The sequence below is a fragment of the Halomonas sp. DP3Y7-2 genome (assembly GCF_019800795.1).
In the GTDB taxonomy this organism is placed as follows: domain Bacteria; phylum Pseudomonadota; class Gammaproteobacteria; order Pseudomonadales; family Halomonadaceae; genus Halomonas; species Halomonas litopenaei_A.
In genome coordinates, this window is the sequence record NZ_JAHVKJ010000001.1 from 1 (window position 1) to 25217 (window position 25217).

The following is a 25217-nucleotide window of genomic DNA, read 5'->3' on the forward strand; positions in this document are numbered from 1 at the left end:
TCAAACGTCTCGTTTGACGAGTCGCTTGCCTTGATATTTCAGTGACATTGTCACTGACTCATCGGCAAGCGCCCACATGAATTACCTGATCAATTTTTAAAGAGCGTGCTCTTGACTCTAGCGAGTTCAATGAGCGCCTCGCTGTTGCCGAGCGCTTTGCTCAGCGCCCTGCGAGGAAGGCGTATTCTACAGAATCGAAGCGTTTCGTCAAGCGCTTTCTTTTGCGCCCCGCAAGCGATGCTCGCAGACTTCAAAAGAGAGCGAAGCGTACCTCAGTGCATCTTTCGATGCCCTGTCGGCGACTCCGATCAAGTGGCGAGCATTTTACCGATTTCTCGTTGCTCGTCAAGCAGTGATTTTTCCGAGAAGCTTAAAAAAGCCTTTTCAAATCAACTATTTTTACCACTCTTCACCGCCTGTGACGTTTGCTCGTCGCCGGCAGCGGATGCGTACTTTACGGATCTCGAGGCAGCTTGGCAATAGCCTGACGTAAAAAAAGTGAACAGCCCTCCATGGCAACTTATCCACACCCATGTCTCGCTCACCACCTGTGGACGAACTACCCAGGCGGAAGAACAGCCGAAGCGGAAGAACCACCAGACACTATCTACCGCTACAGGAGTGTTGGTCGAACGTCTTCACTCTGCCTTACGAGACCTTCGGAGCGGTGGCCCCGGCGCTTCGCACTCCGGCCGGCAGGCCGAAATGACATCTGGCCATATCAGGCAGGTCCATAGCGTCGGTGGCGCAAGGCGTACTCTGCAAAAGCTACCAACGCACGACGCTCGCCATCGGCGAGCGTCGTGTACATCCACAGTCACACAGTGTGTGTTCAGCGCGTCAAGTTCACCTTGGCGTAACGCTTCTTGCCAGCCTGAATGACATAGCTCTTGCCGACCGCCAACATGGTGTCCTTGGCCACCACGTCACCGTCGACTTTGACGCGGCCATTGCCCAGCATGTCCTTCGCCTGGGCACTGTTGTTGGCCAGACCTGAACGGTTCAGTACCGCGGCGATAGGCGCCTGCTCGCTGTCCTCGAAGCTCACCTCGACTTCAGGCAGGTCTTCAGGCAACTCACCTTCTGCCAACTGATTGCCGGCACTTCTGTGCGCGTTGGCAGCGGCTTCTTCGCCGTGATAGCGAGCGATCAGTTCGCGAGCCAGCTCCATCTTGATGTCACGAGGGTTGTCTCCGCGCTCGATACGCTGACGCAAGTCTTCAATCGCAGCGTTGTCCTTGAGCGACAGTAGCTCGAAATAGCGCCACATCAAGCTGTCAGGCATCGACACCAGCTTGTTGAACATCGCCCCGGGAGCCTCATCCACGCCAACATAGTTACCCAGTGACTTGGACATCTTCTGCACACCATCCAGCCCTTCCAGCAGCGGCATGGTGATCACGACTTGAGGCTCAAGTCCAAAATGCTTCTGGACCTCGCGCCCCATCAGCAGGTTGAACTTCTGGTCTGTCCCACCGAGCTCGATATCCGCCTTCAGCGCGACCGAGTCGTAGCCCTGTACCAGCGGATACAGAAACTCGTGCACGGAAATCGCCTGCCCACCCTTGTAGCGCTTCTCGAAGTCGTCTCGCTCGAGCATACGCGCCACCGTGGTCTGCCCGGCCAGCTCGATCATGTCGGCTGCACTCATCTGGGAGAACCACTCGGCATTGAAGCGCACTTCCGTCTTCTCGGGGTCGAGAATCTTGAAGACCTGCTCTTTATAGGTCTGAGCGTTAGCCTTGACCTCATCTTCAGTGAGAGGCTTGCGCGTCACGTTCTTGCCGGTCGGATCACCGATACGTCCAGTGAAGTCACCAATCAGGAAAATGACCTCGTGGCCCAGGTCCTGGAATTGGCGCATCTTGGTCAGCAGCACGCTATGACCAAGGTGAAGGTCAGGCGCAGTAGGATCGAAGCCCGCCTTGATCCGCAACTTGCGACCGGAGGCGAGCTTTTTCTTCAGCTCGTCTTCCAGAAGAATCTCGTGGGTGCCGCGCTGTATCAGCGCCAGGGCCTCGTCCACTTCGCTCATGGTATCCACTCCACTCCTCACTTCAGCTATGTCGGCCACCCCCTTGTGTCAGCGGGGCCCTTCATTCATGACCAAACAGCGGCGCGACGCCAACAGCAGGTTGCGCCAGCACCAGGTTTCAATAGTGGCGGCGATGTTACCATGAACCTTTCCAGCGGTTGAGACGACGACACCATGCAACGCTTCATCGGACTGATGTCAGGTACCAGCATGGACGGTATAGATGCCGCCATGGTGCACATAGATGACCAAGGCGTGCCTTCTCTGGAAGGAAGCCTGGGCCACCCCATGCCAGACGCTTTACGCCGTCAACTGTGGCAATTGGCCCATGCCGACTGCGTCGCCTTCGCCGACCTGGCCGCTGCCGAGGAAGCGTTCTGCCAGTGTCAGGCCGCCGCCGTCAGCGCGCTACTCAAGCAGCAAGGCTTGGTCGCCGCCGATATTACCGCAATAGGCAGCCACGGCCAGACGATCGAACACGCACCCTACGGCCACATTAGCGGCGCCCCGCCCTACACGCTGCAGCTCGACAATCCCAGCCGCCTGGCCGAGCTGACCCAATGTAGTGTTGTCGCCGATTTTCGTCGCCGCGACCTTGCCGCTGGCGGTCAGGCCGCTCCCCTTGCGCCCATCTTTCACCAGCAGGTCTTTCGCCATGACGAGCGCTGGCGCCTGGTGCTGAACCTTGGCGGCATCGCCAACCTGACCCTGCTTCCCCCGCTGACGTTGCAGGACGCCCCCTTGGGCTTTGACACAGGTCCCGCCAACGCCTTGCTCGATGCCTGGCACGAACGCCACCACCAGCAGCCGTTCGACGCCCAAGGATGCTGGGCGGCTGGTGGGACGGTAGACACAGAGCTGCTGGAGCGCTGGCTGGCGGAGCCTTACTTCCATCTGGCGCCTCCCAGAAGCACCGGTCGCGAGCTGTTCCATCTGGACTGGGCCGAGTCTCGTCTCAGCGGCCGTGAAACTGCTCAGGACGTTCAAGCCACGCTGGCTGAGCTGACCGCCGCCAGTGTGGCCATGGGCATCGAGATGGCATGCCAGCAGCTCAATGCTCCTCGTGATATCGACCTCATCCCCTGCGGAGGTGGCGCGCGCAACACCGACCTGATGACCAGAATTGAACGGCGTCTACCGCAGGCCAGGGTCCTCGACAGCGACGCCCTGGGTTGGCCCGCCGACTGGCTCGAGGCCGCAGCCTTCGCTTGGCTAGCCTATGCCAGGATTGAACACCTGGCCGGTAACTTGCCCTCTGTCACCGGCGCCAGCGGAGCGCGGGTGCTGGGCGGCATCTACTCACGCTGACGTCATACCGCTCCGAGGACGAGGGCGTTCCCGCTGGCACAAGGGATGCCTCGTCCCGTCCCTCAGGCAGACTCAGGACCATCCGCCCCGCGGCTCACCCCAACTGCCAGCTGAGTCGCCCTGGGGTGCCAGCGACTCACGCGACAAACGCTGCGCAACCTCCCGAGACACATTGCCCTTCGCCACCAGTGTCGCCAGGTCGGCATCCAGGGTTTGCATGCCGGCCTGTCCGCCGGTCTGCATGGCCGAATACACCTGTGCCAGCTTGCCTTCACGAATCAAATGGCGGATGGCCTGGTTGACCAGCAGGATCTCTCGCGCGGCGACTCGCCCTCCCTGGGTGCCTGGCAACAAGGCTTGGGAAATGACGGCCTGCAATGACTCCGACAGCATGGCACGCACGGCATCCTTTTCGTCGCCTGGAAAGGTGTCGATAAGACGGTCGATCGTCTTCACCGCCGACGCCGTATGCAAGGTGGCAAACACCAAGTGGCCCGTCTCGGCAGCGGTCAGCGCCAGATGTGCTGTTTCTCGGTCGCGAATTTCTCCCACCAGAATCACATCGGGGTCTTCTCTGAGAGCACTGCGCAGCGCCACCGCAAAGCTCTGGGTATGACGGTGCACTTCCCGCTGTGACACCAACGACAGCTGGCTCTGGTGGATAAACTCGATAGGGTCTTCGATGGTCAGGATGTGGTCGTGGCGATGTCGATTGATGTGATCAATCATGGCCGCCAGGGTCGTGCTCTTGCCGGAGCCGGTAGGACCTGTCACCAGTACCAGGCCTCGTGGCAGTGCGGCCAATCGCTCGAAGACCTCCCCCATCCCCAGGTCACTCAAGCAGGGAACTCGATCAGGAATCGCCCTCAGTACCGCAGCAGCCCCTCGCTGATGCACAAAAGCGTTAACACGATAGCGCGACAGGCCAGGAATATGATGAGAGAAGTCCGCCTCCTGGGTGCGTGCAAACTGGTCGCGCACGTCGCTTGCCATGACCGCATCCAACAGGGACCTGACCAGCGCATCGTCAAGAGGCGGGCCGGGCAAACGACTCAGGACACCATGGACCCGCATCATGGGCGGCAACCCCGCGGACAGGTGAAGATCCGAGGCGCCCTGCTTTGCCGAGAGTGCCAGCAGTTCGGTAATATCCATGGGCTTACCAGGCTTTACGCCCTGATCCAGGGCAGGGAGCCCCACCATAGGACAGACCCAGGCCGATGACCACGACGATCACTGAATCCTTGATCTCAGCCCAAACACGCATGTTGCGGGCGCTTGAAGCGGCTCAGCGTGGGCCTGACGATGCCCTGTTGCTGGCTGTCAGCAAGACCAAGCCCGCCAGCATGATCCGTGAGGCCTATGAGCAGGGTCAGCGCGATTTCGGCGAGAACTATCTGCAGGAAGCGCTGGAGAAGCAGAAGGCGCTGGCAGACTGTGACGCTATCTGCTGGCATTTCATCGGGCCGCTGCAGTCCAACAAGACACGTGACGTTGCCGAGCACTTTGCCTGGGTTCACAGCGTTGACCGCGTCAAGATCGCCAGACGCTTGAGCGAGCAGCGCCCTGCACACCTGCCGCCCCTGAACATCTGCTTGCAGGTTAACGTCAGCAACGAGCCGTCCAAGTCCGGCGTAGGCCTTGAGGATCTTCCCGAGCTGGCGGCGCAGGTCGCCGCCCTGCCCGGCCTCCAGCTACGCGGGCTGATGACCATACCGGCCCCCTGTGACGACACCAAGGCCCAGCGCCAGCCCTTTCGACAGCTGGCATCGGCACTCGCTAGGTTGCGCGAACAGCTGCCGCAAGCGCCACTTGATACCTTATCCATGGGAATGAGCGCAGACCTGGAGGCCGCCATCGCAGAAGGCGCCACCATGGTCAGGCTGGGCACGGCCATCTTTGGCTCGCGCCAGTAGCGAACAGCAGCACAGGTCTCAGCCCCTGGACTGCGGCACGGCATCTGCATCGCTCGAGATGTCGACAGCGGTTCCCACACCGGTTTCAACACCGGCACAAACATCGGCTCAACATCCAAGGAGCACCGCATGGCCCGTAACGTGACCTTCATCGGCGCCGGCAACATGGCAAGCGCGATCTTCGGCGGAATGGTCCACAGCGGCTATCCCGCCGACGCCATCACCGCCACCGCCACACGAGAGAGTACCCTTGCCCCCCTCGCCGACACCCTGGGCATTCGCACCACCACCGATAACATGGCCGCCATCGCGGATGCCGATGTGGTGGTGCTTTCGGTCAAGCCACAGATCATGCGACAGGTATGCGAGACCCTGAAAGACGGCATTCAAGCGAAAAAACCGCTGATCATGTCGGTCGCCGCTGGCCTCAGCGCCGAGACCTTGGAACAATGGCTGGGTGGCGACCTGCCTGTTGTGCGCTGCATGCCCAACACTCCGTCGCTGGTCGGCAAGGGCGCCTCGGGTCTTTATGCCAACTCGCGCGTCACCGACGAACAACGCGACGCGGTCAGTGAGTTGATGAGCGCTGTTGGTATCGTCGAGTGGGTCGATGAGGAGTCGCTACTGGAAGCCGTCACGGCGGTATCTGGCAGCGCTCCTGCCTACTTCTTCCTGATGTTCGAGGCGATGGAAGAAGCGGCCATCAAGCTGGGGCTCAATGCCGATGCTGCACGCCGACTCGCCATGCAGACCGCCTACGGTGCTGCCGCGATGGGCATGAGCAGTGACAAGCCCCCGGGTGAGCTCAAGCGCAACGTGATGTCGCCGGGCGGCACCACAGAAAAGGCCATAGAGCATCTCGAACAGTCAGGACTGCGGCAAGCGGTCGATGGCGCCATGCAGGCCTGCGCCCAGCGTGCCAAGGAAATGTCCGCCGAACTCGGCAAGAGTTAAACCAAGACGGAGGAGCCCACATGGGCAGTCAACTGGGAAATGCCGGCCTGCTGCTGGTCAACACCCTGATCAACATCTTCATGTTCCTGCTGATGCTGCGCTTTCTTCTGCAGGCATCACGGGCCGACTACTACAACCCGCTGAGCCAGTCGGTGGTCAAGATCACCCAGCCCGTAGTCCGCCCCTTTCAAAGCGTTCTTGGGCCGGTGATGGGGCGCTTTGACCTGGCGACGCTGGCGGCAGGCTTTCTGGTCAAGGTGATCAGTATCGTCATTCTGCTGCAGTTGGCTGGCGTGGGCATGCCCAACCTGGACGGACTTGCCATTGCCGGCGTTGCCGCCTTGGCCAGCGCCATTCTGAAGATCTATTTCTTCGCGCTGATCGTGATGATCATTCTAAGCTGGGTCGCGCCTAACGCCAGCCACCCCGGCGCGCTGCTGGTGATGCAACTGGTCGAGCCGATCATGTCACCGGTCCGTCGCGTCATTCCGCCACTGGGAATGCTGGACCTGTCACCCATTGTGGTCTTCATCGGCATCAATCTGATCGATGGGATCGTGGTGGGCTCGCTGGTTCGCGCTGCCGGTATTTCCGGCATGCTGGTCGGTCTGTAGTACCGCAGACGTCAGGCCCACGACAACACCAACTTGCACTGGACACATACGACTGATGCCCGAGCCTACTCGCGATTCGGTCGGACTGGTGACGCCGCAAATGGCGCACTTCGACGACCCACTGCCGCTGGTCTGCGGCAAGACGCTCACGACCTATGATCTGGTCTACGAGACCTACGGCACGCTCAATGAAGACCGCAGCAATGCGGTCCTCATCTGCCATGCCCTGTCAGGTCACCACCACGCAGCGGGATACCACGACGACAGCGACCGCAAGCCAGGATGGTGGGATGCCCACATTGGCCCCGGCAAGTCCATCGATACCGACCGTTTCTTCGTGATTTCGCTGAACAATCTCGGCGGCTGCCATGGCTCCACCGGTCCTTCCAGCATCAATCCGGAAACCGGTCAACGCTGGGGCCCCGACTTTCCCATGGTCACGGTATGCGACTGGGTCGACAGCCAGGCACGCCTTGCCGACCGCCTCGGTATCACCCGCTTCGCAGCCGTGGTAGGGGGTAGCCTGGGAGGCATGCAGGTACTGCAATGGTCGCTCGCCTATCCAGAGCGTATCGCCAATGCGGTCGTCATCGCCGCTACACCGAAACTGTCGGCACAGAATATCGCCTTCAACGAGGTGGCCCGGCAGGCCATCCGCTCTGACCCGGACTTTCATGACGGCCACTACGCTGATCATGACACGCTGCCACGCCGCGGCTTGAAGCTGGCGCGCATGGTGGGACATATCACCTACCTGTCGGAAGACGCCATGGGCTCGAAGTTCGGTCGAGACCTGCGCAGCGATGATCTCAATTTCGGCTTCGACGTCGAGTTTCAGGTGGAGTCCTACCTGCGCTATCAGGGCGACGCCTTTTCCACCTCGTTTGACGCCAACACCTACCTGCTGATGACCAAGGCCCTGGATTACTTTGATCCCGCCGCCCCCCACCAGGGCGAATTGGCCAAGGCGCTGGCCCCGGCTCAATGTCCCTTTCTGGTGGTCAGCTTCACCACCGACTGGCGCTTCCCGCCGTCGCGGTCGAAGGAGCTGGTCAACGCCCTGATTCGGGCCGGCAAATCGGTCAGCTTTGCCAATATCGACTCACCCCACGGTCACGATGCCTTCCTGATGCCGGAACCCCGCTATCAGGCGGTCTTCGCCGGGTTCATGCAGCGTGTCGCCAACGACCTTGGACTGACCTCCCGCCAGGAGAACGACCATGCGCTCTGACCTGACCTTGATCCACGGCTGGGTCCCCGAAGGGGCTCATGTGCTCGACCTGGCTTGCGGTGATGGCACGCTGCTCCACGCCCTGGCGCGCGACAAAGGCGTCTCCGGCTACGGCCTGGAGATTGACCCGGACGGCATCACCTCCTGCGTCGAGAAGGGCGTCAACGTCATCGAACAGAACCTGGACGATGGCTTGGCCAACTTCGAAGATGATGCCTGCGACCTGGTCATCATGACCCAGGCACTGCAGGCCCTGCGGCGGCCTGACCTGATGCTGGATGAGATGATGCGTGTGGCTCGAGAGTGCATCATTACCTTCCCCAACTTCGCCTACTGGCGTCATCGCGTGCACCTGGGGCTTCGCGGCTACATGCCGGTATCGAAGTCGCTGCCCCACGCCTGGTACGACACGCCCAACATTCACCTGTCCACCTTCAACGACTTCGAAGCGCTGTGCCGGGACAAGGGACTAACCATTATCGATCGCGCGGTCGGCATCAAGGATCACGAGGGTAGACGCCTGTCGCGGCTGTGGCCCAACCTGTTTGGAGAGATTGCCATTTTCCGCGTGACTCGCAACGACTGAGCCATCGCGGTACTGGGCTACTGTGGCACTGAGCTAGTGCGACACGGAGCCACTGCGACATAAGGAGGCAAGCATGAAGGGCAGAGGCTGGCGTTACGCGGCAACCCTGGCACTGTTGTTGATCCTGACCACCACGGCAAGCGCTCAGCAGTTCGAGCGTTTTGGCGATGTCGAGGCTCACTACGGGGTGATGGCCAGCAATGCCCTGCCCGAGGAAGTGTCACGGCGTCTCGGTATCCAGCGCTCTCCTCACCAGGGCTTGATTACCCTGAGTGTGAGAGACGCTGATGGCGAGGCGCTGAACGTCGCGACGGAGGGTAGCGTCTCGGTGGTCGGCACCAGCCATGACACCCCTCTGGCCTTTCGTACCCTGCGCGAAGGTAACGGTATCTCGCGCTACGCCACCTTCAGCATCGACACCAGCGCCCCCATGCGTTTTCGCCTGCTGCTCCAGCTGGATCGCAACGCCGCTCCTGAAACCCTGAGCTTTGTACAACGGTTCTATCGTGACCAGTGATACTGACAAGCAACCTGCGCCGCCCGTAACAACAGCGTTAGGCGATGCCCTGAATGAGTGCGCTGCAGGCGCTACGCAGGGCCTCGAGTCCCTGGCGTGCCTGGTCGTTCCTCACCTCAGCGCCGTGTCCCAGCAGTTTCTCGAGACCGCCCAGGACGTGGAAGACGTCATTCATGACACCCTGGTCATTGCCTGGCATAACGTCTGGCGGTTCGAGCCTTCTCTCGAGTCGCCTCACCAGTGGCTGATCAAGATTTTCGCCTCGCGCCTTGCCAGTCAATGCCAAGCCATCGCGGCGCCACCCACGCTCACCCAATGGCAGCTGGATGTGGATCAAGTGAGCCTGCCGGTGGCCCTGAGCCGGCCGCCATCGCCGTCGCCTGAGAGCCTGCTGGCGCTGTATCAGCAGCTTCCCCCGGCAGCGGTGGATAGCGCACTGAAAGCGCGGCTTTGCACGGCCATCAGCCTGCTGAATGCGGGGCGGGACATGCCTCTTACACCCAGCGGCGAACCGGCAGACCCCAGCCTGTTCGACCCCAGCCTCGGCCCACGCATGAGTCTGTCCAGGCTGGCGCAACGTGCCAAAGTTGTCGTCAACCGCTCGCTGACGCTGCCGATGGAGCAGCTAGCGCTGAGCGCCTGGCTCAACCAGGCACTCGGCAGCCAACGTATAGAGCAGCGGGGCTTGCCCCGTCGCGGCATCGAAGCTCGCTACGCCGATGCCCTGGATGTCAACGTGGATCCTCGCCGGCTGCTGCAGCACGTGCACTATCCGCGGTCCTTCCCCGACCGACGTCAACGCCATCGCATCAGCGACCAGCTGCTATGGGATGGGGACTGGGATATTCCCACCACCCATGCGTTGTCGAGCCGACGCATGCACTTTATCGCCGATATCTGGGAACACCGCCGCGCCCCCAGCGGCAGCCGCAGCTACCACCAATTGGCCGAGCGCCTGGCACACGGCAAACCGGTCGCCTCTCACTCGGATGGCATGGTGCTGGATCGCCCGGAGAGAATTCTGGCCTACCTGCGCCGCTACCTGCTGTATATGGAGGCCATGGCCTGCTTTGGCTTTGACGCGGGGCTGGGCAAAGACCGGCTGGGGGCGGCCATCAACCGCCACGGGCATCTGGTCAAGATCAACAAGGGCCTGCATCGCATGGCCATGGCGCAGGTCATCGGCATACCTGAGGTACAGGTCAGAATCAGGGGCGTTCACCGTCACTGGTGGCAGCAGGTCACAGGCGATGCCCGCGGGTCCTCTGCGATAGAACGCTTTCTGGCGGCCCTGCCAGAGTGCCAGCCGGCTCCGTCACCATGACGCCAGCGAGACGCCCCAGCGTCGCCTAACGGGATTGCGGGTAGCGACCGTCGACACGCACCGGCAACGACGTGTCCAGCGACAGCGCCAGAGGCCTCCCCTGCACATCCCGTGAGGCACAGATCCGATAGGCCAGCACTTCGACGCCAGTGCCTGTCACCCGTTGCAGGGTGCTGGCGTAGCCTGGGTCCAGGTGTTGTGCCGGCGCCACGTCATCGATGCCCTCATGGGCCACCAGGAACAGCAGCACCGCCCGTTCTCCTTGGGAGGCCAGCCGCGCCAGGGTCTCAAGGTGCTTGCGTCCGCGCTCGCTGACGGCGTCGGGAAAGTAACCATGCCCATCATCCTCGCGCAGCGTGACCTGCTTGACCTCGACGTAGCAGCGTGGGCGAGCCGGGTCATCCAGCCTGAAATCCAGGCGGGCATCCTCGATCTTGGCCTCACGCTTCAACTGGGCATAGCCCCTCAGCTCGACCACCTTCTCCTCGACCAATGCCTCCTCGACGATCCGGTTGGCGCGCCCGGTATGGACCGAGGCCAGTGACACTCCTGAGCCGCCGTCACCATCAGGCAGTTCGATCAGCTCCCAGGTCCAGGCCAGCTTGCGCGCCGGATTGTCGCTGGCCGACAGCCACACCCGAGCCCCAGGAACGTTCACGGCGCGCATCGACCCGGTGTTGGGACAATGCGCCACCACCTCTCGGCCATCATCGAGACGCACGTCGGCCAGAAAACGCTTGTAGCGTCGAAGCAGGGTGCCCCCCACCAGCGGCGGATAGTCCATCAGCCGTGCCTCGCCAGAAACCGCGACAGCCTCTCGACCGCCTCATGCAGGCGCGGAATCCCCGTGGTGAAAGCGATTCTGACATGATGCTCCCCCCCGCTCAGGGCAAAGTCGGTGCCTGGGGTAATGGCGACATTTTCCTCCTCCAGCAGACGCCGGCAGAAGGCTTCACTGTCGTGACTGTAGGCGGAAATATCCAGCCACAGATAAAACGCTCCCTGGGGAGGCAAAGAGGGTGCCAGCCCAAGCGTCGCCAGTCCCTTGAGCAAGGCATCACGCCGTTCGCCAAGCTCGCGCCGACGCTCCTCGAGCAATGCCAGGCAGGACGGTGTGAAGGCCGCCAGCGCAGCATGTTGTGCCGGCGTAGACGCCGCCAGAAAGACGTTCTGCGCCAATCGTGTCAGCGGCTCCACGGCCGACTCAGGCGCGACCAACCACCCCAGGCGCCAGCCGGTCATGCCGAAGTACTTGGAGAAGCTGTTGACCACGAAGGCTCGATCCGTCAGCGAGGTCACCGATTGCGGCGCTACGCCATAGTTGAGCCCCTGGTAGATCTCATCGACCAACAGCTCCCCGCCCCGCTCGGCAACGCAGCTCACCACGTCCGCCAGCGCCTGCCGATCAAGCACGTGGCCAGTAGGATTGGAGGGGGATGCCAGCATGGCCAGCCGCGTCGACGTCTGCCAATGGCGCTCAACCAGAGCGGCATTCAGCTGCCACGCGCTATCAGGGCCTACAGGCACCGCATCGACCTCTGCCCCAGCCAACGCCATGAAGTGCCGGTTGCAGGGATAGTTAGGGTCTGCCATCAACACCCGATCTCCGGCCCCCGCCAGCAGCTGACTGGCCAGCAGCAGGGCCCCGGAAGCCCCCGGGGTCACAATGATGCGCTGCGGTGAGACCTCGGCCGCAAACTGCTCGGCATAGTGCTGGGCGATCGCCTCCCGCAGGGCGGGAATGCCGGTGGCAGGGGTGTAGCGGGTATGGCCTTGCTCGAGCGCTCGGGCGCCGGCCTCGCGTATCGGCGCGGGCGTCTCAAAATCCGGCTCACCGACCTCAAGGTGAATCACATCTTCTCCGGCGGCTTCACGCTGCTGTGCCAACTCAAGCAAACGCATCACGCGAAACGGCGCTACACCCTCGACCCGGGCATTCCAGCTCATGACGACTTCTCCAACAAGGGGGTTGCTGGCGAACCTGGGCAACTTCCCATGGTCCAACTCACATATTGAAACATGGAATCACGGCGCCGTCCGTCGCCACCTCCCCACCGCCAGAAAACGGGGCTTCCTTGTCCTGATCGAGAAACCCCTAAGACTTTGGGCACAAAACCGGCGGACAGCGCTCAAAAGTGTTGCACTCAGGCTAAATATCAGCTAAACAACCTTCCCTTTGGCGTGAGATACCTTAGCCTTGCGTGGGGTATTGATCAGCAGTCACTAAAGTAATGAGGCAATCCCATGCCAGTTGCACAGAAGAAGCCGGAAGCGCCCAAGAAGTTCATCCCGTACGAGCCGGCCGCGGGCGAAGAGTACATGAACGAGAAGCAGCTCGAGCACTTCCGACAGATCCTGCTGGGCTGGAAGCAGGAGCTGATGGAAGAGGTTGATCGCACCGTTCGTCATCTGCAGGAAGAAGCCAACAATTACGCTGATCCTGCCGACCGGGCTACCCAGGAGGAAGGCTTCAGCCTTGAACTCCGTACCCGCGACCGCGAGCGCAAGCTGCTGAAGAAAATCAACGAAACCCTCGAAGCGATCGACGAGGACGACTACGGCTTCTGTGAGGCTTGCGGCGTCGAAATCGGCATCCGCCGCCTCGAGGCCCGTCCGACCGCCACCCTGTGCGTCGACTGCAAGACACTGGCCGAGCTCAAGGAAAAACAGCTCGGCGGCTGACCCCCCCGGGCCGGTCCCTTCGCCAAGCGGGCACCTGCGGGTGCCCGCTTGCGTATCTGCCGAACGCGACGTGCCGCGCTCACGCTATCCCTCTCGCCCTTCACTCGACCAGGGTTGATGCTCCATGCCCCACGTCCACGGTCGCTTTGCCCCCACACCTTCAGGCCCACTGCATGCGGGTTCACTCGTCGCAGCCGTCGCCAGCTACCTGGATGCACGTCACCAGGCAGGGCGCTGGAGTCTGCGGATCGAGGACGTTGACCCACCGCGCTGCCCGGCTGGCGCTGCCGACACCATCCTCAGGCAGCTGGAAGCCTTTGGCCTCGAGTGGGACGGCGAGGTTCGCTATCAGAGCCAACGAGATCACGCCTATGAGGCCGCGCTTGCCAGACTTACCCAGCAGGGCATGGCCTACCGCTGCAGCTGTTCGCGTCGCCAATGGCGAGATTACGGGATCTACCCAGGCTGGTGCCGCCAAGGCACTCGACGCCCCGACATCGCCTGTGCCTGGCGGCTGCGCAGTGATCTGGGCACGCGCCCTGTCAGCTGGCAGGACCGTGTTCAGGGCTATCAGCGCTTCGACCCCGCAGCGCTGGGCGATGTGGTGCTCAAGCGCAAGGATGGCCTGTGGGCCTACCAGCTCGCGGTGGTAGTGGATGATATCGACCAAGGCATCAGCGACGTGGTGCGCGGCCTGGACCTGCTGGACAACACCCCGTGGCAGCTCCAGCTCTATCATGCTCTGGGGGTTGAGCCGCCGAGCTATCTTCACCTGCCGCTGGTAATGGGGCAGGATGGGCAGAAGCTGTCCAAACAGAACCTGGCCAAGCCGCTACCTGATACTGAGCGCGAGATTCGCCAGCTGCTGTACGCCACCCTGGCCTGCCTGGGCCAACGCCCTGACCCGGCCTCACGCTCAGCGCCGGTGGCCGAACAGCTCCTCAGCGCCTGCAGGGCATGGCGCCCTGACGCCATGGAGACGCATGCCATATCCGCTGATCTGCTGGGTGTGACAGCGTCCGAGTAACGGTGGCCACGCGCGGGCACGGGCACACCCTGGACCTGAAGGAGAGTGCTCAGAGGAGAGTGCTCAGGGTTCAGGGCTCGGCGCCATGGGCCTGATCCGTGCAGCGCATCGCCCATTGCCGGGACGGAGAGACTAACGTGTACGTCTATCGCGTCATGCTGTTGCTGGTGTTTTGTGGCTATTTGCTGTCCCCTTTGTTAATGACCGGCTGGGGCCAACAGGGCAGTGCCTGGTACCGCCCGTTTCTCATCTGGGGTGTGCTGATCGCCTTGACCCTGTGGCTGGAGCAGAAACGGGCCCTGGATGAACGCTGAAGCTGCCGCCGTCACGCTACTGGGTCTCGGCTATCTGGTGGTGCTGTTTGCCGTCGCCACCGCAGTAGAACGCCACTGGGTTCCCGCCGGCTGGAGTCGAAGCCCCCTCGTCGGCATTCTCGCCCTGGGGGTCTACGCCAATGCCTGGGCCTTGGCGGGAAGCATCGGTGTCGCCTGGCAGTGGGGCTACGGCTATCTGGCATATTCGCTTGGGGCCGCCGGCAGCTTTCTGCTCGCCCCTGTGCTGCTGGTCCCGCTGCAGCGCCTGGCACGCACCCATCAGTTGTCGTCCCTGGCCGACCTGTTTGCCTTTCGCTTTCGCTCACGCTGGGTCGGCACCAGCGTCACGCTATTAAGCCTGACCGCCGCCATGCCGTTGGTGGCCATGCAGGCGCAGGCCATGGGACAAGCCATCCAGCATGTCACCGCAGCGGCCCCCGCCTGGCTACTCTCACTGTGCTTTTGCGCGATTATCACGCTGTTCGCGATTCTTTTCGGTGCCCGTCACACCCACGCGCACCGCAGATACGATGGTCTCACCGCTGCCATGGCGGTCGAATCGCTGATCAAGCTGGCCGCCTTCCTCGCGCTCGGGGCCTATGCGCTGTATGCCATTTTTTCCGGTCCAGGGGAGCTGGAACAGTGGCTATCAGGCCCGGCTGCCGACCTGAAGCAGGCGCACCAGCTGGATGCTGCCCAGTGGCGAACCCTGCTGCTGCTGTTCTTTGGCTCCGCCCTGTTGATGCCCCACATGTTCCATATCAGCTTCGCTCGGCCGCTGAGTCGCCGCACTCTGCTGGCGGCAGGCTGGGGAGTGCCACTGCTGCTACTGCTGCTGGCCCTGCCGGTGCCACTGATCCTGTGGGGCGCACAGCGGCTGGGAGTCGCCGATAGCGCTCAGACCGCCACCTACGCCATCTTCGCACTGTCCACATCACCGAGCGTGCTGGCGATAGCGTTCATTGCATTGCTGGCCGCTACCTGCGGCACGCTGATTCTCACCGCACTGGCCCTGGCCGGAATGATGCTCAACCATCTGGCCTTGATCGCCCACCCCCCGGTGGAACAGCCCGATCTCTACCGTCGCCTGCGATGGTTAAGACGCGCCCTGATTGCCACCGTGATTCTCGCAGGGTGGGGCTTCTCTCAGGCGGTCGATGCTTCCACCGAACTGACACGTCTGGGCCTGGTCTCGGTGATTGGTATGGCTCAATGCCTGCCTGGTCTGCTGGCGCTGCTGTACTGGCCGGGAGCCAACCGCAAGGGTGTGATGACGGGGCTCGGGCTGGGTACCCTGGTATGGTGCCTGGGGCTATGGCTGCCCTTGATTACCCCGCTGCCCCCCTTGCTGGCACCGCTTGACCTCCTGCTGAGTCTGCTGGGTAGCGACAGCCTTGCCCCTCTACCCGATTGGTATCAGGTATCGCTGACCTCGCTGGGGCTCAATGCCCTGAGCCTGATTCTGGTGTCCCTGGCCTCGTCCACGTCCCCACAGGAGCGTGCCGCTGCCGAAGCCTGCTCGGTCGATGCGGTCATTCGCCACAAGCGGCTGCCGCTGTCCATCGCCGATGGTGATGACGCCAAGAAGCGCCTGGCTAGCGCCCTGGGTGAAGACGTCGCCGAGCGCGAGGTCAACCAGGCCCTGGCCAGCCTGCGTCTGTCGGCCAATGATGCCAGGCCCTATGCCCTGAGACGACTGCGCGAGCGGATCCAGGCCAATCTCTCGGGCCTGATGGGGCCATCGATTGCCCAGGATATCGTCGATCACTACCTTCCCTACCGCCATGATGGCCCCCCGGCCCGGGAGGATATCCACTTCGTCGAACACCGGCTGGAGGACTACCGTTCGCGCCTTACCGGCATGGCCCGTGAGCTGGACGAGCTGCGTCGTCATCACCGCCACATGCTGGCCCGACTTCCGGTTGGTCTGTGCGCCTTCGGCGACGATGACGAGATCCTGATGTGGAACGACGCCCTCAGCGAGCTCACCGGCATTGCAGGAGAAGAGGTGATCGGGGCGCACCGGGCAGCCCTGCCGACACCCTGGAACACGCTGCTTGGGGACGTGCTGGCAGGACAGCGTGAACGGGTCTATCACCACGCCATGACGCTGCCCCAGGGCGAACGCTACATCAGCCTGCTTCGGGCCCGACTGGATACCGAGGCTCCCGCGGATAGCGCCGGTGGCACCGTCATTCTGATAGAAGACCACAGCGAGATGAAATGGCTGGAAAACGAGCTGATCCATGCCGCCCGCCTGGCGTCCATCGGGCAGATGTCCGCGGGGGTCGCCCACGAGATCGGCAATCCAATCACCGGAATTTCCTCACTGGCTCAGAATTTGCGCTACGACACCTCGGACCCTCACGTGCTGGAGACGGCCCAGCAGATCCAGGTGCTGACCGAACGCGTCTCGCGAATCGTCGGCTCGCTGGTGGGGTTTGCCCACGGCGGCAGACATGTCGGCGGCAACGCATTCACTACGGTGTCAGCCAGGCAGCTGGCCGACCAGGCGCTGCACCTGCTTCGCCTGTCCCGCCCCGACGCCACGCTGGAGCACGCCAATCGTTGCGCCCCGCACGTCGAGGTGTATGGCGACCAGCAACGCCTGTTACAGGTATTGGTCAACCTGCTCACCAATGCCTGCGATGCCTGCCCCACCACCGACAGCATCTTCATCGATGCAGGCCAGGGTGAAGAAGGTCCGTGGCTGAGCGTGACCAACGCCGGACCAGGGATCGACCCGAAGATCCGCGAACGACTGTTCGAACCGTTCGCCACCACCAAGCCTCCCGGCCAGGGAACCGGCCTGGGGCTTGCGCTGGTCGTCAGCATCGTCGCCGAACATGACGGCAAGGTAGAGGTCATATCGCCTCTGCCAGGGCAGGCCAGAGGGACCCGAATTCAGGTATGGTTGTGTTCACCCGTTGTCCATCGATCCGCCCAGGACGCCGCACCCCATGAGCCGAATCCTGATCGTTGAAGACGAAGCCATCATCCGCTCCGCGCTGCATCGCCTGCTGGCGCGACATGACCACCACGTCGAGGAGTCCGACTCGGTCGAACAGGCCCAGCAGCGCGACTTGCAGGCCTATGACCTGATTATCAGCGACCTGCGCCTGCCTGGAGCCCCCGGCACCGAGCTGATTGCCCTGGCCTCGCCATGCCCGGTGCTGATCATGACCAGCTACGCCAGCATGCGCTCCGCCGTGGAGGCCCTGAAACAAGGCGCTGTCGACTACGTGGCCAAGCCGTTCGATCATGATGAGCTGCTGGAAACCGTTGCCCGCATCCTCCACCGCCAGTCCAGCCAGCGCAGCAGCCCGCCCGCGGTTGCCGACGAGGCGGGCCAGCGGCGCACCATGATCGGCAACTGCCCTGCCATGCAGACGGTCTATACCCGTATCCGCAAGACCGCACCAGCGGATGTCACGGTACTGATCCTGGGCGAATCCGGGACCGGCAAGGAATTGGTCGCCCGAGCACTGCACCAGCAAAGCCGGCGTGCCAACGCGCCGCTCATCTGCGTCAACTGCGCAGCGATTCCTGAAACGCTGATCGAGTCGGAGCTGTTTGGCCACGAAAAAGGGGCCTTTACCGGCGCCAGCGCAGCCCGCACCGGCCTGGTTGAAGCCGCCCATGGCGGCACCCTGTTTCTGGACGAGATTGGCGAGCTGCCCCTGGATGCCCAGGCGCGCCTGCTCAGGGTGCTGCAAGAAGGAGAGATTCGCCGCATCGGCTCGGTGGAGACCCGGCACGTGGACGTGCGGCTTGTCGCAGCGACCCATCGCGACCTGCGGGCGCTGTCGCGAAGCGGTGACTTCCGGCTCGACCTGTACTACCGCCTCAATGTGATGCAGATCGACCTTCCTCCGCTGAGGGAGCGCGAGGACGATATCCTCGAGATCGCCGATGCCCTGCTGGCGAAGACCTGCAAGCGTCATGCGAGGGAGGAGCTGAGATTATCGCGTGCCGCACGTCGGGATATCGCGGACTACCCCTGGCCCGGCAATGTCAGGGAACTGGAAAACGCCCTGGAAAGAGGGGTCATCTTGGCCGAGGGCCAGCTGATCCATCCAGATGACCTGGGCCTTGCCATGCCCGTCACACCACGCTCGCTTGCCGATCCCCTGCCGACGGCGGCCAACCTGGCGGAGCATGACGTCGCGCGCAGCGACGTCCAGGGTGACGCCGACGACCTGTCGCTGGAAAACTACTTTCAGCACTTTGTGCTGGAGCACCAGGACCAGATGAACGAGACCGAGCTCGCCAACAAGCTGGGCATCTCTCGCAAATGCCTGTGGGAAAGGCGTCAACGGCTCGGTATACCTCGAAAGCGTCCTGCTCGACGCCAGTGATGACCAGCGTACGCTCCAGGTGACGTCTTCCTTCAGCGCTGGAGGCAACGCCGTGGCGCTCTCTACCCGGCGCGCGATGCCGCGCCGCTCTCTACATGGCGCCCGATGTCGCGCCTAATGGGCTTTCATCGGCGCCAGACACTCCACTGCCAGCATGTCGCTGATCTCCTGTCGTGCCCCCTGCTTTGGTTCATTCGACCATGGTGCAAGTGTCTGTAGCGATCAATACAGGCATTGTAGGCCCTGCACGCCAGCTACCTCTTGATGCACCGGTTGTTACCATCCAACCCAAAAGAGTGCGCCAAAATGGGTAGCCCGAGGTAACACAAACAACCCGGCGGCTTGCCTCGAACCAACTACAAAGGGACAAGCCGCTGTTTAAAAAGAAAAAAATCAAAGTAGGCACGACAACTGCAGTAAGTCTGGGCAAGAACAACAAATTCCGGCGATCGTGGACAGCCAACAACAACAATCTGTCAGAACACGATCAGATCCGCCGCCCTAACAACAACAACGCTTCATGATGAAGCAGGCGGATTGGGCACTAGGCGACGCGGCCCCACAACAAGAACAACACGGGACCAGCGCAGCGCACATTCGTCGAACAACAACAATACGACGAAGCCCGGAGTACCAGGACGCGACGCGCCCCAGACGACCGACCAACAAAAGCAACAAGGTCGTCAGAGCGCACTCTCGGCAACAATGACAATAAGCCGAGGGGAGGCATCATATGCCGTCGTGGTTGGATTATTGTTTTGAATACGAGGCGGTCGCCGTCAGGAGCGCCAATAACAACAATATCATTGCTTGCCTGAACCTCCTTGGTGACTGTGGTGCGTATTCAAGGCGATGCGCCATCACGAAGAAGAATCAGCAGCACGGACGCTGCATCCTGCTTTGATGGGGAGGCCCTTGGCCTCCCCTTCTGCTATCCGGCAATCACCACCGTCATGCCTGCTGGGCAGCCCACTTCGGCGCCAGCCCCTTATGGCTGACTCATGACGTTGAGGCGACCGCGCTTTGCAAGGCAGAAAGCGTCCGCTACACTCAACACCTTTCAGACCCCCGCGAGTCCATATCGCCGCATGATCAAAGGATTTACCCGCTTTCTGCAGAGCCCAGGAGAACACTTGAAGTCCCTGTTTGGAGCTCAGGAAGCCGTCGCAGGACCGCCGATGCCACGCGTACTCACTCGTGACGAACACCCCGTGTCCCGTCGCCAGTTCAGCGAAGCCTCCCTCAAGGTACTGTACCGGTTGCACAACGCAGGCTATGAAGCCTACCTGGTAGGTGGCTGTCTGCGTGACTCCTTGTTGGGCATCGACCCCAAGGACTTCGACGTCGCCACCGATGCCACTCCCGAGCAGGTGAAGCAGCTGTTTCGCAACTCACGCATCATCGGACGCCGCTTTCGCATCGTGCATGTGCGCTTTGGCCGTGAGGTCATCGAAGTCACCACGTTCCGTGGCAAGCCGCGTGATGACCATGGCGACCACCTCGCCTCACAATCCGATGATGGTCTGCTGTTGCGCGACAATGTGTGGGGCAATATCGAGGAAGACGCCCTGCGCCGCGACTTCACCGTGAACGCGCTGTACTACAACATTGCCGACTTCACGCTGCATGACTTTGCCGGCGGCGTCGATGACATCGCCTCGCGCACGCTGCGCCTGATTGGCGACCCCGAAACACGCTACCGTGAAGATCCGGTGCGCATGCTGCGCGCCATTCGCTTCGCGGCAAAGCTCGACTTCGATATCGCGCCGGACACCGAAGCGCCCATCGCCGAGATGGCACCGCTGTTGCTGCAGATTCCGCCCGCGCGCCTGTTCGACGAGATCTTGAAGCTGTTCCTCTCAGGAGAGGGGCTCGCTACCTTCCGGCTACTTCGTGATTACGGCCTGTTCGCCATGCTGTTCCCCGAGGCCGATGAGTGCATGGAAGAGCTGCCTTGGGCTGAGGCGCTGATCGAACAGGCACTGGAAAGTACCGATCGCCGCATTCGCGATGATCGTCCCGTCACGCCCGCCTTCCTGCTCGCTGCCTTTATGTGGGGGCCGGTATACTGCCGCCAGCGGGACCTTGAAGCCGAAGGCATGCCGCCCGTGCCCGCCTTGCAGGCCGCTGCCCAGCAAGTCATCAGCCGCGAGCTTCAGCATGTGTCCCTGCCCAAGCGCTTCAGCATGCCCATGCGAGACATCTGGGATCTGCAGCAACGGCTGCCCATGCGTCGCGGCAAGCGTGCCTTTCAGACCCGCGACCACCCACGCTTCCGTGCGGCCTACGACTTCCTGCTGCTGCGCGAGGCCGCGGGTGAGATCGCACCGGGCCTGGGTGACTGGTGGACGGCCTTCCAGGAGGCCGACGAGCACGAACAACGCCGGCTGCTTGGCAAGGTGGGAGCCGACCCTGCTGGCACCGCAGCACCGCGCAAGCGCAGACGTCGCCGTCGCAAGCCGCGCAGCACCCCGCCTTCTTCGGATGAGTGAGCCCGATGGCAGCACGCTACATCGCTCATATCGGCCTCGGCAGCAACCTGGAAAACCCGCGCAGGCAGGTTGAGACAGCACTGGCTGAACTCGACGGCCTGCCGCTTACCCGGCGCGTGGCGGCCTCGCGCCTGTACGCCAGCCGGCCTGTCGGTCCCCAGGATCAGCCAGATTTCGTCAACGCCGTTGCTACGCTTGAGACCGCGCTGTCGCCGCTGGCACTGCTGGATCAACTGCAAGCGCTGGAACAGCGCCATCGACGCAGAAGAGAGCGCCACTGGGGTCCTCGCACGCTGGACCTGGATCTCTTGTGGATGGCGAACATCACGCTTGCCCTCCCGCGGCTGACATTGCCCCATCCAGAGCTCGCCCACCGTGCCTTTGTCGTCCTGCCGCTGGCCGAACTCGATCCCGCGCTGTCCCTGGCAGATGGGCGGACCCTCGACAGCCTTGCTCAGCAGATGGAGGAGGCCCTGCACCGCGGCGACCTGCAACTGCTGACGGCTTCCCCGGTAGACGGTTGACGCCGGTTCACTAAGACACAGTTGAAGACTCTCCCCCGCTTGGTCAATGTTACCTATCGACACAGATTCACCCATCGGTAACAATCCGCGGTAATCACTCAGGGGCGGCCACGATGCACGCCCTGTTGCCAACACGAGAACACGCCATGACTTCTGTCACCCTGAGCTCGCTGAAGGCTCGCAAGCGCGCCGGTGAACCCTTCAGCTGCCTGACCGCCTACGATGCGTCCTTCGCCGCCAGCGCCGGCCGCGCCGGTATCGACGTGCTGCTGGTCGGGGATTCCCTGGGCATGGTACTGCAGGGACACGACAGTACCCTGCCCGTCACCATGGACGACATCCTCTACCACACTCGCTGCGTCGCACGCGGCAAGGGTGACAGCCTGCTGATGGTCGACCTGCCGTTCATGGGCAACCCGAGCCGCGAGCGCCTGCTCGACAATGCCGCCGCGCTGATGCGCGCCGGTGCAGAGCTGGTCAAGGTCGAGGGCGAGGGTTGGATGGCGGACGATATCCGCGAGCTGACCCGACGTGGCGTGCCGGTATGCGCCCATCTCGGCCTCACTCCGCAAACCGTGCACCAACTGGGCGGGTACAAGGTTCAAGGCCGCGAAGCAGAAGCCGCCACCCGTATTCTGGAAGACGCGCGTCTGTTGGTCGACGCCGGCGCTTCCGTCATTCTGCTCGAATGCGTGCCTGCCAGCCTGGGCCGCGCGGTCAGCGAGGCCCTGGAGGTCCCGGTTATCGGTATAGGCGCGGGCCCAGACACCGACGGCCAGATCCTGGTGATGCACGATATCCTCGGAGTCACTCACGGGCGCACGCCGCGCTTCGTGAAGAACTTCCTGGCCGAGGCTGAAAATATCGAGGGTGCCTTCCGGCGCTACCACGAAGCGGTGCTCAGCCGCGAATTCCCCGCTGCAGAGCACTGTTTCTAGGAGAGTAGCATGCACGTCCACCCCGCCATCGCGGACCTGCGCGAGGCGCTGCGACCTCATCGCTTGGCCGGAGCCAGAATCGGCCTGGTACCGACCATGGGCAACCTGCATCAAGGCCACCTGGCCCTGGTCGAGGCAGCGCGAGAGCGCTGTGACCTGGTCGTCGCCTCGATCTTCGTCAACCCGCTGCAGTTCGGCCCGAGTGAGGACCTGGACAACTACCCGCGCACCATGGAAGCCGATCTGGCCAAGCTGGAAGCGGCGGGCTGCGATATGGTGTTCACCCCGACACCGGCGATCATGTATCCCGAGGGACTCGAAGGCCAGACGCTGGTTCGCGTACCCGGGGTCAGCGAAGGTCTGTGCGGAGGTTCCCGCCCCGGGCACTTCGACGGCGTATCGACCGTGGTCAGCATGCTGTTTCACATCGTCCAGCCCGATGTCGCCTGCTTCGGCGAAAAGGATTATCAGCAGCTCGCGGTGATCCAGCGCATGGTTAGCGATCTCCACCTGCCCATCGAGATTGTCGCCGTCCCCACCGTACGCGAGGCGTCGGGCCTCGCGATGTCTTCGCGAAATGGTTATCTCAGCGCTGCCGAGCACGCCACCGCGGCTGAGCTGCAGGGCACTCTGGTGCAGCTGAAACAGGCGCTGCAGCAGGGCGAAGACGTCGCTCGCACCCTGCAAAACGGCAAGACACGCCTTGAGTCACTGGGTTTCAGGCCCGACTATCTGGAGCTACGCCGTCGTGATCTGGGTCACGTGGCTGCCGATACCCGCGAGGCCGTTCTGCTGGTGGCCGCTCGGCTCGGCGCCACACGCTTGATCGACAACCTGTTTGTGACACTGCCGCGCTAGGAGTCCGTATGCCATCGCTCAAGGACCAACTTGGATCGCTCGTCTATTCCACCGAGCACGGTGATATCTGTCCGCAGTGTCGAGCGCCCAAGGAGGCTTGCCGCTGTGATGAGATCGCTGACCAGGCACGCCTTGAAGAGCTGGACGGGATCGTGCGCATCCGCCGGGAAACCAGCGGTCGCAAGGGCAAGGGCGTCACCACCATCAGCGGTGTGCCACTGGCCGAAAAGGAACTGAAGGCACTGGCCAAGGAGCTGAAGAAGCGCTGCGGTACCGGGGGAGCCCTGAAGAATGGCATCATCGAGATCCAGGGCGATCATCGTCAGGTGCTGAAGGAAGCCCTCGAGAAAAAAGGCTTCAAGGTCAAGCTGGCCGGTGGCTAAGCATCCCTGGTGCGCGACGAGAGGTAGCCGCGAGCAGAGGCAGAAAGAGGTGGCAGCCTAGGCGCCCCTCTGACGATACACCGCGCTGCTGGCGACAGCCCTAATAGCCTAAGCCCTGATAGCCTAAGCCCTGATGACCACAGCCCTGACAACCAGACCGCGGCTAGCCAGAACCCAGCTGGCTTGCCAATGCCGGCAATACCTGATCGACGGCCCCATCAAGCTTCAGGGTAAACAGGTCATCGGCACGGGTCTTGCCCAGGTTGATGCAGGCGACGGGCTTTCCGGCCTTGACGCTCTCGCGCACGAAGCGAAAACCAGAAAACACCATCAGCGACGACCCCACCACCAGCAAGGCGTCGCTGTCATCGAGCAGGGCACGGGCGTCAGCCACAACAGCCGCAGGCACATTGTCACCGAAGAACACGACGTCTGGCTTCCAGATACCGTCACCGCAGCGCCCACAGGCAGGCACATCGAAGCGTGAAAAGTCGGCTTCCAGATCCGCATCTCCGTCAGGGGCGGCTGCGATCCCGGAGTGGTCGAAGGTCCAGTCAGGGTTACGGCGCGCCAGCTCAGTATGCAGTGCATGCCGCATCTGGCGGGCACCACACTGCATGCAGACTACCTGATCGGCGCGGCCATGCAGGTCGATCACACGCCGGGAGCCACTGCGCTGATGCAGGCCATCGACGTTCTGGGTGATGATGCCGGACACCTTGCCGAGCCGCTCCAGTTCGGCCAGGGCACGATGAGCGAGGTTAGGCTTGGCGTCGTTGAGCACACGAAAACCGATCAGCGCCCGCGCCCAGTACCGCTGCCTTGCGCCATGGTGGGCCATGAAGTCACGATGATCGATCGGCGGGGAGCGTTTCCAGTCCCCCTTGGCATCGCGATAGTCGGGGATCCCGCTGGGCGTGCTGATACCCGCACCACTGAGCACGGCAATGCGCCGATGACGGTGACAGAAGTCGACCAGGGCGCTGGGTGATAAAGCTGCTGGCAGCAATGTCGGGCGGATAGCGTCCGGCATGATGGCTCCTCATCAGAGACAACAAAGGCCGGATCTGCCTGGCTATCCGGCGCCACCAGTTTACATGTCCAAGGGTCGCATGGCCCGGATGCCCCTTCATTGTCTACAATGGACAACATTCTG

Annotated in this window: 23 protein-coding genes; 18 read left to right on the forward strand and 5 right to left on the reverse strand. The window is 62.5% G+C overall.

Translation table 11 applies throughout. The features are described from left to right. Positions 1-832: 832 nt before the first annotated feature. A complete protein-coding gene (gene tyrS, locus KUV45_RS00005; RefSeq protein ID WP_222162491.1) occupies positions 833-2035 on the reverse strand; it encodes a tyrosine--tRNA ligase in 1203 nt (400 codons plus the stop codon). 174 nt (positions 2036-2209) lie between these two features. On the opposite strand from tyrS, the gene KUV45_RS00010 reads away from it, so the two are divergent. Further along, the gene (locus KUV45_RS00010) at positions 2210-3343 is read left to right on the forward strand and encodes an anhydro-N-acetylmuramic acid kinase (RefSeq protein ID WP_222162490.1); all 1134 of its coding nucleotides are present in this window, start codon (positions 2210-2212) and stop codon (positions 3341-3343) included. Positions 3344-3415: 72 nt separating this feature from the next. Here KUV45_RS00010 and KUV45_RS00015 read toward each other — a convergent pair whose 3' ends face one another. Further along, positions 3416-4498: a type IV pilus twitching motility protein PilT gene (locus KUV45_RS00015; RefSeq protein WP_206943927.1), complete on the reverse strand. Its 1083-nt coding sequence runs from the start codon at positions 4496-4498 to the stop codon at positions 3416-3418. Between the two features lie 65 nt (positions 4499-4563). On the opposite strand from KUV45_RS00015, the gene KUV45_RS00020 reads away from it, so the two are divergent. From KUV45_RS00020 to KUV45_RS00050, 7 genes are all read left to right on the forward strand, one after another. Next, positions 4564-5259, forward strand: a complete 696-nt coding sequence (locus KUV45_RS00020) for a YggS family pyridoxal phosphate-dependent enzyme (protein ID WP_222162489.1) — start codon at positions 4564-4566, stop codon at positions 5257-5259. Between the two features lie 129 nt (positions 5260-5388). After that, the gene (gene proC / locus KUV45_RS00025; protein WP_222162488.1) at positions 5389-6213 is read left to right on the forward strand and encodes a pyrroline-5-carboxylate reductase; all 825 of its coding nucleotides are present in this window, start codon (positions 5389-5391) and stop codon (positions 6211-6213) included. A gap of 20 nt (positions 6214-6233) precedes the next feature. Next, positions 6234-6827: a YggT family protein gene (locus KUV45_RS00030; RefSeq protein ID WP_206943924.1), complete on the forward strand. Its 594-nt coding sequence runs from the start codon at positions 6234-6236 to the stop codon at positions 6825-6827. 55 nt (positions 6828-6882) lie between these two features. Further along, positions 6883-8058, forward strand: coding sequence for a homoserine O-acetyltransferase (locus KUV45_RS00035; protein WP_206943923.1), 1176 nt, complete (start codon positions 6883-6885; stop codon positions 8056-8058). Continuing rightward, positions 8048-8644 (forward strand): methionine biosynthesis protein MetW, encoded by a 597-nt coding sequence (gene metW, locus KUV45_RS00040; protein WP_206943922.1) that lies wholly within the window; start codon positions 8048-8050, stop codon positions 8642-8644. The genes KUV45_RS00035 and metW overlap by 11 nt, the downstream gene beginning before the upstream one ends. 73 nt (positions 8645-8717) lie before the next feature. After that, positions 8718-9161, forward strand: a complete 444-nt coding sequence (locus KUV45_RS00045; protein ID WP_206943921.1) for a DUF4426 domain-containing protein — start codon at positions 8718-8720, stop codon at positions 9159-9161. Beyond that, positions 9151-10485 (forward strand): sigma factor, encoded by a 1335-nt coding sequence (locus KUV45_RS00050; RefSeq protein WP_222162487.1) that lies wholly within the window; start codon positions 9151-9153, stop codon positions 10483-10485. Before KUV45_RS00045 ends, KUV45_RS00050 begins: the two co-directional genes overlap by 11 nt. A gap of 25 nt (positions 10486-10510) precedes the next feature. Here the strand turns inward: KUV45_RS00050 and sfsA are convergent, their stop codons facing one another. Together sfsA and KUV45_RS00060 are read right to left on the reverse strand one after the other, a co-directional pair. Beyond that, the gene (gene sfsA, locus KUV45_RS00055; RefSeq protein WP_222162486.1) at positions 10511-11269 is read right to left on the reverse strand and encodes a DNA/RNA nuclease SfsA; all 759 of its coding nucleotides are present in this window, start codon (positions 11267-11269) and stop codon (positions 10511-10513) included. After that, positions 11269-12432 carry a pyridoxal phosphate-dependent aminotransferase gene (locus tag KUV45_RS00060; RefSeq protein WP_222162485.1) on the reverse strand — a complete coding sequence of 388 codons (1164 nt, stop codon included), beginning with the start codon at positions 12430-12432 and terminating at the stop codon, positions 11269-11271. The genes sfsA and KUV45_RS00060 overlap by 1 nt, the downstream gene beginning before the upstream one ends. 297 nt (positions 12433-12729) lie before the next feature. Here KUV45_RS00060 and dksA point away from each other — a divergent pair, with 297 nt between their 5' ends. From dksA to KUV45_RS00110, 10 genes are all read left to right on the forward strand, one after another. Further along, a complete protein-coding gene (dksA, locus tag KUV45_RS00065; protein ID WP_206943914.1) occupies positions 12730-13167 on the forward strand; it encodes an RNA polymerase-binding protein DksA in 438 nt (145 codons plus the stop codon). Between the two features lie 124 nt (positions 13168-13291). Next, complete coding sequence (gluQRS, locus tag KUV45_RS00070; RefSeq protein WP_222162484.1) at positions 13292-14194, forward strand: tRNA glutamyl-Q(34) synthetase GluQRS; 903 nt, start codon at positions 13292-13294, stop codon at positions 14192-14194. A gap of 137 nt (positions 14195-14331) precedes the next feature. Continuing rightward, positions 14332-14508, forward strand: a complete 177-nt coding sequence (locus tag KUV45_RS00075; protein ID WP_206943910.1) for a hypothetical protein — start codon at positions 14332-14334, stop codon at positions 14506-14508. Further along, complete coding sequence (locus KUV45_RS00080) at positions 14498-17491, forward strand: ATP-binding protein (protein WP_222162483.1); 2994 nt, start codon at positions 14498-14500, stop codon at positions 17489-17491. The genes KUV45_RS00075 and KUV45_RS00080 overlap by 11 nt, the downstream gene beginning before the upstream one ends. After that, the gene (locus KUV45_RS00085) at positions 17469-18866 is read left to right on the forward strand and encodes a sigma-54 dependent transcriptional regulator (RefSeq protein WP_222162482.1); all 1398 of its coding nucleotides are present in this window, start codon (positions 17469-17471) and stop codon (positions 18864-18866) included. Before KUV45_RS00080 ends, KUV45_RS00085 begins: the two co-directional genes overlap by 23 nt. A 1088-nt stretch (positions 18867-19954) precedes the next feature. Continuing rightward, positions 19955-21358: a polynucleotide adenylyltransferase PcnB gene (gene pcnB / locus KUV45_RS00090; protein WP_206943904.1), complete on the forward strand. Its 1404-nt coding sequence runs from the start codon at positions 19955-19957 to the stop codon at positions 21356-21358. A gap of 5 nt (positions 21359-21363) precedes the next feature. Continuing rightward, positions 21364-21882: a 2-amino-4-hydroxy-6-hydroxymethyldihydropteridine diphosphokinase gene (gene folK, locus KUV45_RS00095; RefSeq protein ID WP_222162481.1), complete on the forward strand. Its 519-nt coding sequence runs from the start codon at positions 21364-21366 to the stop codon at positions 21880-21882. Between the two features lie 146 nt (positions 21883-22028). After that, positions 22029-22820 carry a 3-methyl-2-oxobutanoate hydroxymethyltransferase gene (gene panB, locus KUV45_RS00100; protein ID WP_222162480.1) on the forward strand — a complete coding sequence of 264 codons (792 nt, stop codon included), beginning with the start codon at positions 22029-22031 and terminating at the stop codon, positions 22818-22820. Between the two features lie 9 nt (positions 22821-22829). Further along, positions 22830-23678, forward strand: coding sequence for a pantoate--beta-alanine ligase (panC, locus tag KUV45_RS00105; RefSeq protein WP_222162479.1), 849 nt, complete (start codon positions 22830-22832; stop codon positions 23676-23678). Between the two features lie 8 nt (positions 23679-23686). Continuing rightward, entirely contained in the window at positions 23687-24061 is a 375-nt protein-coding gene (locus KUV45_RS00110; protein ID WP_222162478.1) for a translation initiation factor Sui1, read from the forward strand. A gap of 163 nt (positions 24062-24224) precedes the next feature. On the opposite strand, the gene KUV45_RS00115 is transcribed toward KUV45_RS00110, so the two are convergent. Further along, entirely contained in the window at positions 24225-25094 is an 870-nt protein-coding gene (locus tag KUV45_RS00115; RefSeq protein ID WP_222162477.1) for an NAD-dependent protein deacetylase, read from the reverse strand. Positions 25095-25217: the final 123 nt, after the last annotated feature.

What these genes read in the sequence shown, in the direction of transcription:
- KUV45_RS00030 (WP_206943924.1), top strand. Translation starts at nt 6,234, where the DNA reads ATGGGCAGTCAACTGGGAAATGCCGGCCTGCTGCTGGTCAACACCCTG.
- KUV45_RS00080 (WP_222162483.1), top strand. Translation starts at nt 14,498, where the DNA reads ATGAACGCTGAAGCTGCCGCCGTCACGCTACTGGGTCTCGGCTATCTG.
- KUV45_RS00045 (WP_206943921.1), top strand. Translation starts at nt 8,718, where the DNA reads ATGAAGGGCAGAGGCTGGCGTTACGCGGCAACCCTGGCACTGTTGTTG.
- KUV45_RS00085 (WP_222162482.1), top strand. Translation starts at nt 17,469, where the DNA reads ATGAGCCGAATCCTGATCGTTGAAGACGAAGCCATCATCCGCTCCGCG.
- KUV45_RS00060 (WP_222162485.1), bottom strand. Translation starts at nt 12,432, where the DNA reads ATGAGCTGGAATGCCCGGGTCGAGGGTGTAGCGCCGTTTCGCGTGATG.
- gluQRS (WP_222162484.1), top strand. Translation starts at nt 13,292, where the DNA reads ATGCCCCACGTCCACGGTCGCTTTGCCCCCACACCTTCAGGCCCACTG.
- sfsA (WP_222162486.1), bottom strand. Translation starts at nt 11,269, where the DNA reads ATGGACTATCCGCCGCTGGTGGGGGGCACCCTGCTTCGACGCTACAAG.
- dksA (WP_206943914.1), top strand. Translation starts at nt 12,730, where the DNA reads ATGCCAGTTGCACAGAAGAAGCCGGAAGCGCCCAAGAAGTTCATCCCG.
- pcnB (WP_206943904.1), top strand. Translation starts at nt 19,955, where the DNA reads ATGATCAAAGGATTTACCCGCTTTCTGCAGAGCCCAGGAGAACACTTG.
- KUV45_RS00110 (WP_222162478.1), top strand. Translation starts at nt 23,687, where the DNA reads ATGCCATCGCTCAAGGACCAACTTGGATCGCTCGTCTATTCCACCGAG.
- KUV45_RS00020 (WP_222162489.1), top strand. Translation starts at nt 4,564, where the DNA reads ATGACCACGACGATCACTGAATCCTTGATCTCAGCCCAAACACGCATG.
- panC (WP_222162479.1), top strand. Translation starts at nt 22,830, where the DNA reads ATGCACGTCCACCCCGCCATCGCGGACCTGCGCGAGGCGCTGCGACCT.
- metW (WP_206943922.1), top strand. Translation starts at nt 8,048, where the DNA reads ATGCGCTCTGACCTGACCTTGATCCACGGCTGGGTCCCCGAAGGGGCT.
- KUV45_RS00115 (WP_222162477.1), bottom strand. Translation starts at nt 25,094, where the DNA reads ATGCCGGACGCTATCCGCCCGACATTGCTGCCAGCAGCTTTATCACCC.
- KUV45_RS00035 (WP_206943923.1), top strand. Translation starts at nt 6,883, where the DNA reads ATGCCCGAGCCTACTCGCGATTCGGTCGGACTGGTGACGCCGCAAATG.
- KUV45_RS00015 (WP_206943927.1), bottom strand. Translation starts at nt 4,498, where the DNA reads ATGGATATTACCGAACTGCTGGCACTCTCGGCAAAGCAGGGCGCCTCG.
- folK (WP_222162481.1), top strand. Translation starts at nt 21,364, where the DNA reads ATGGCAGCACGCTACATCGCTCATATCGGCCTCGGCAGCAACCTGGAA.
- panB (WP_222162480.1), top strand. Translation starts at nt 22,029, where the DNA reads ATGACTTCTGTCACCCTGAGCTCGCTGAAGGCTCGCAAGCGCGCCGGT.
- proC (WP_222162488.1), top strand. Translation starts at nt 5,389, where the DNA reads ATGGCCCGTAACGTGACCTTCATCGGCGCCGGCAACATGGCAAGCGCG.
- KUV45_RS00010 (WP_222162490.1), top strand. Translation starts at nt 2,210, where the DNA reads ATGCAACGCTTCATCGGACTGATGTCAGGTACCAGCATGGACGGTATA.
- tyrS (WP_222162491.1), bottom strand. Translation starts at nt 2,035, where the DNA reads ATGAGCGAAGTGGACGAGGCCCTGGCGCTGATACAGCGCGGCACCCAC.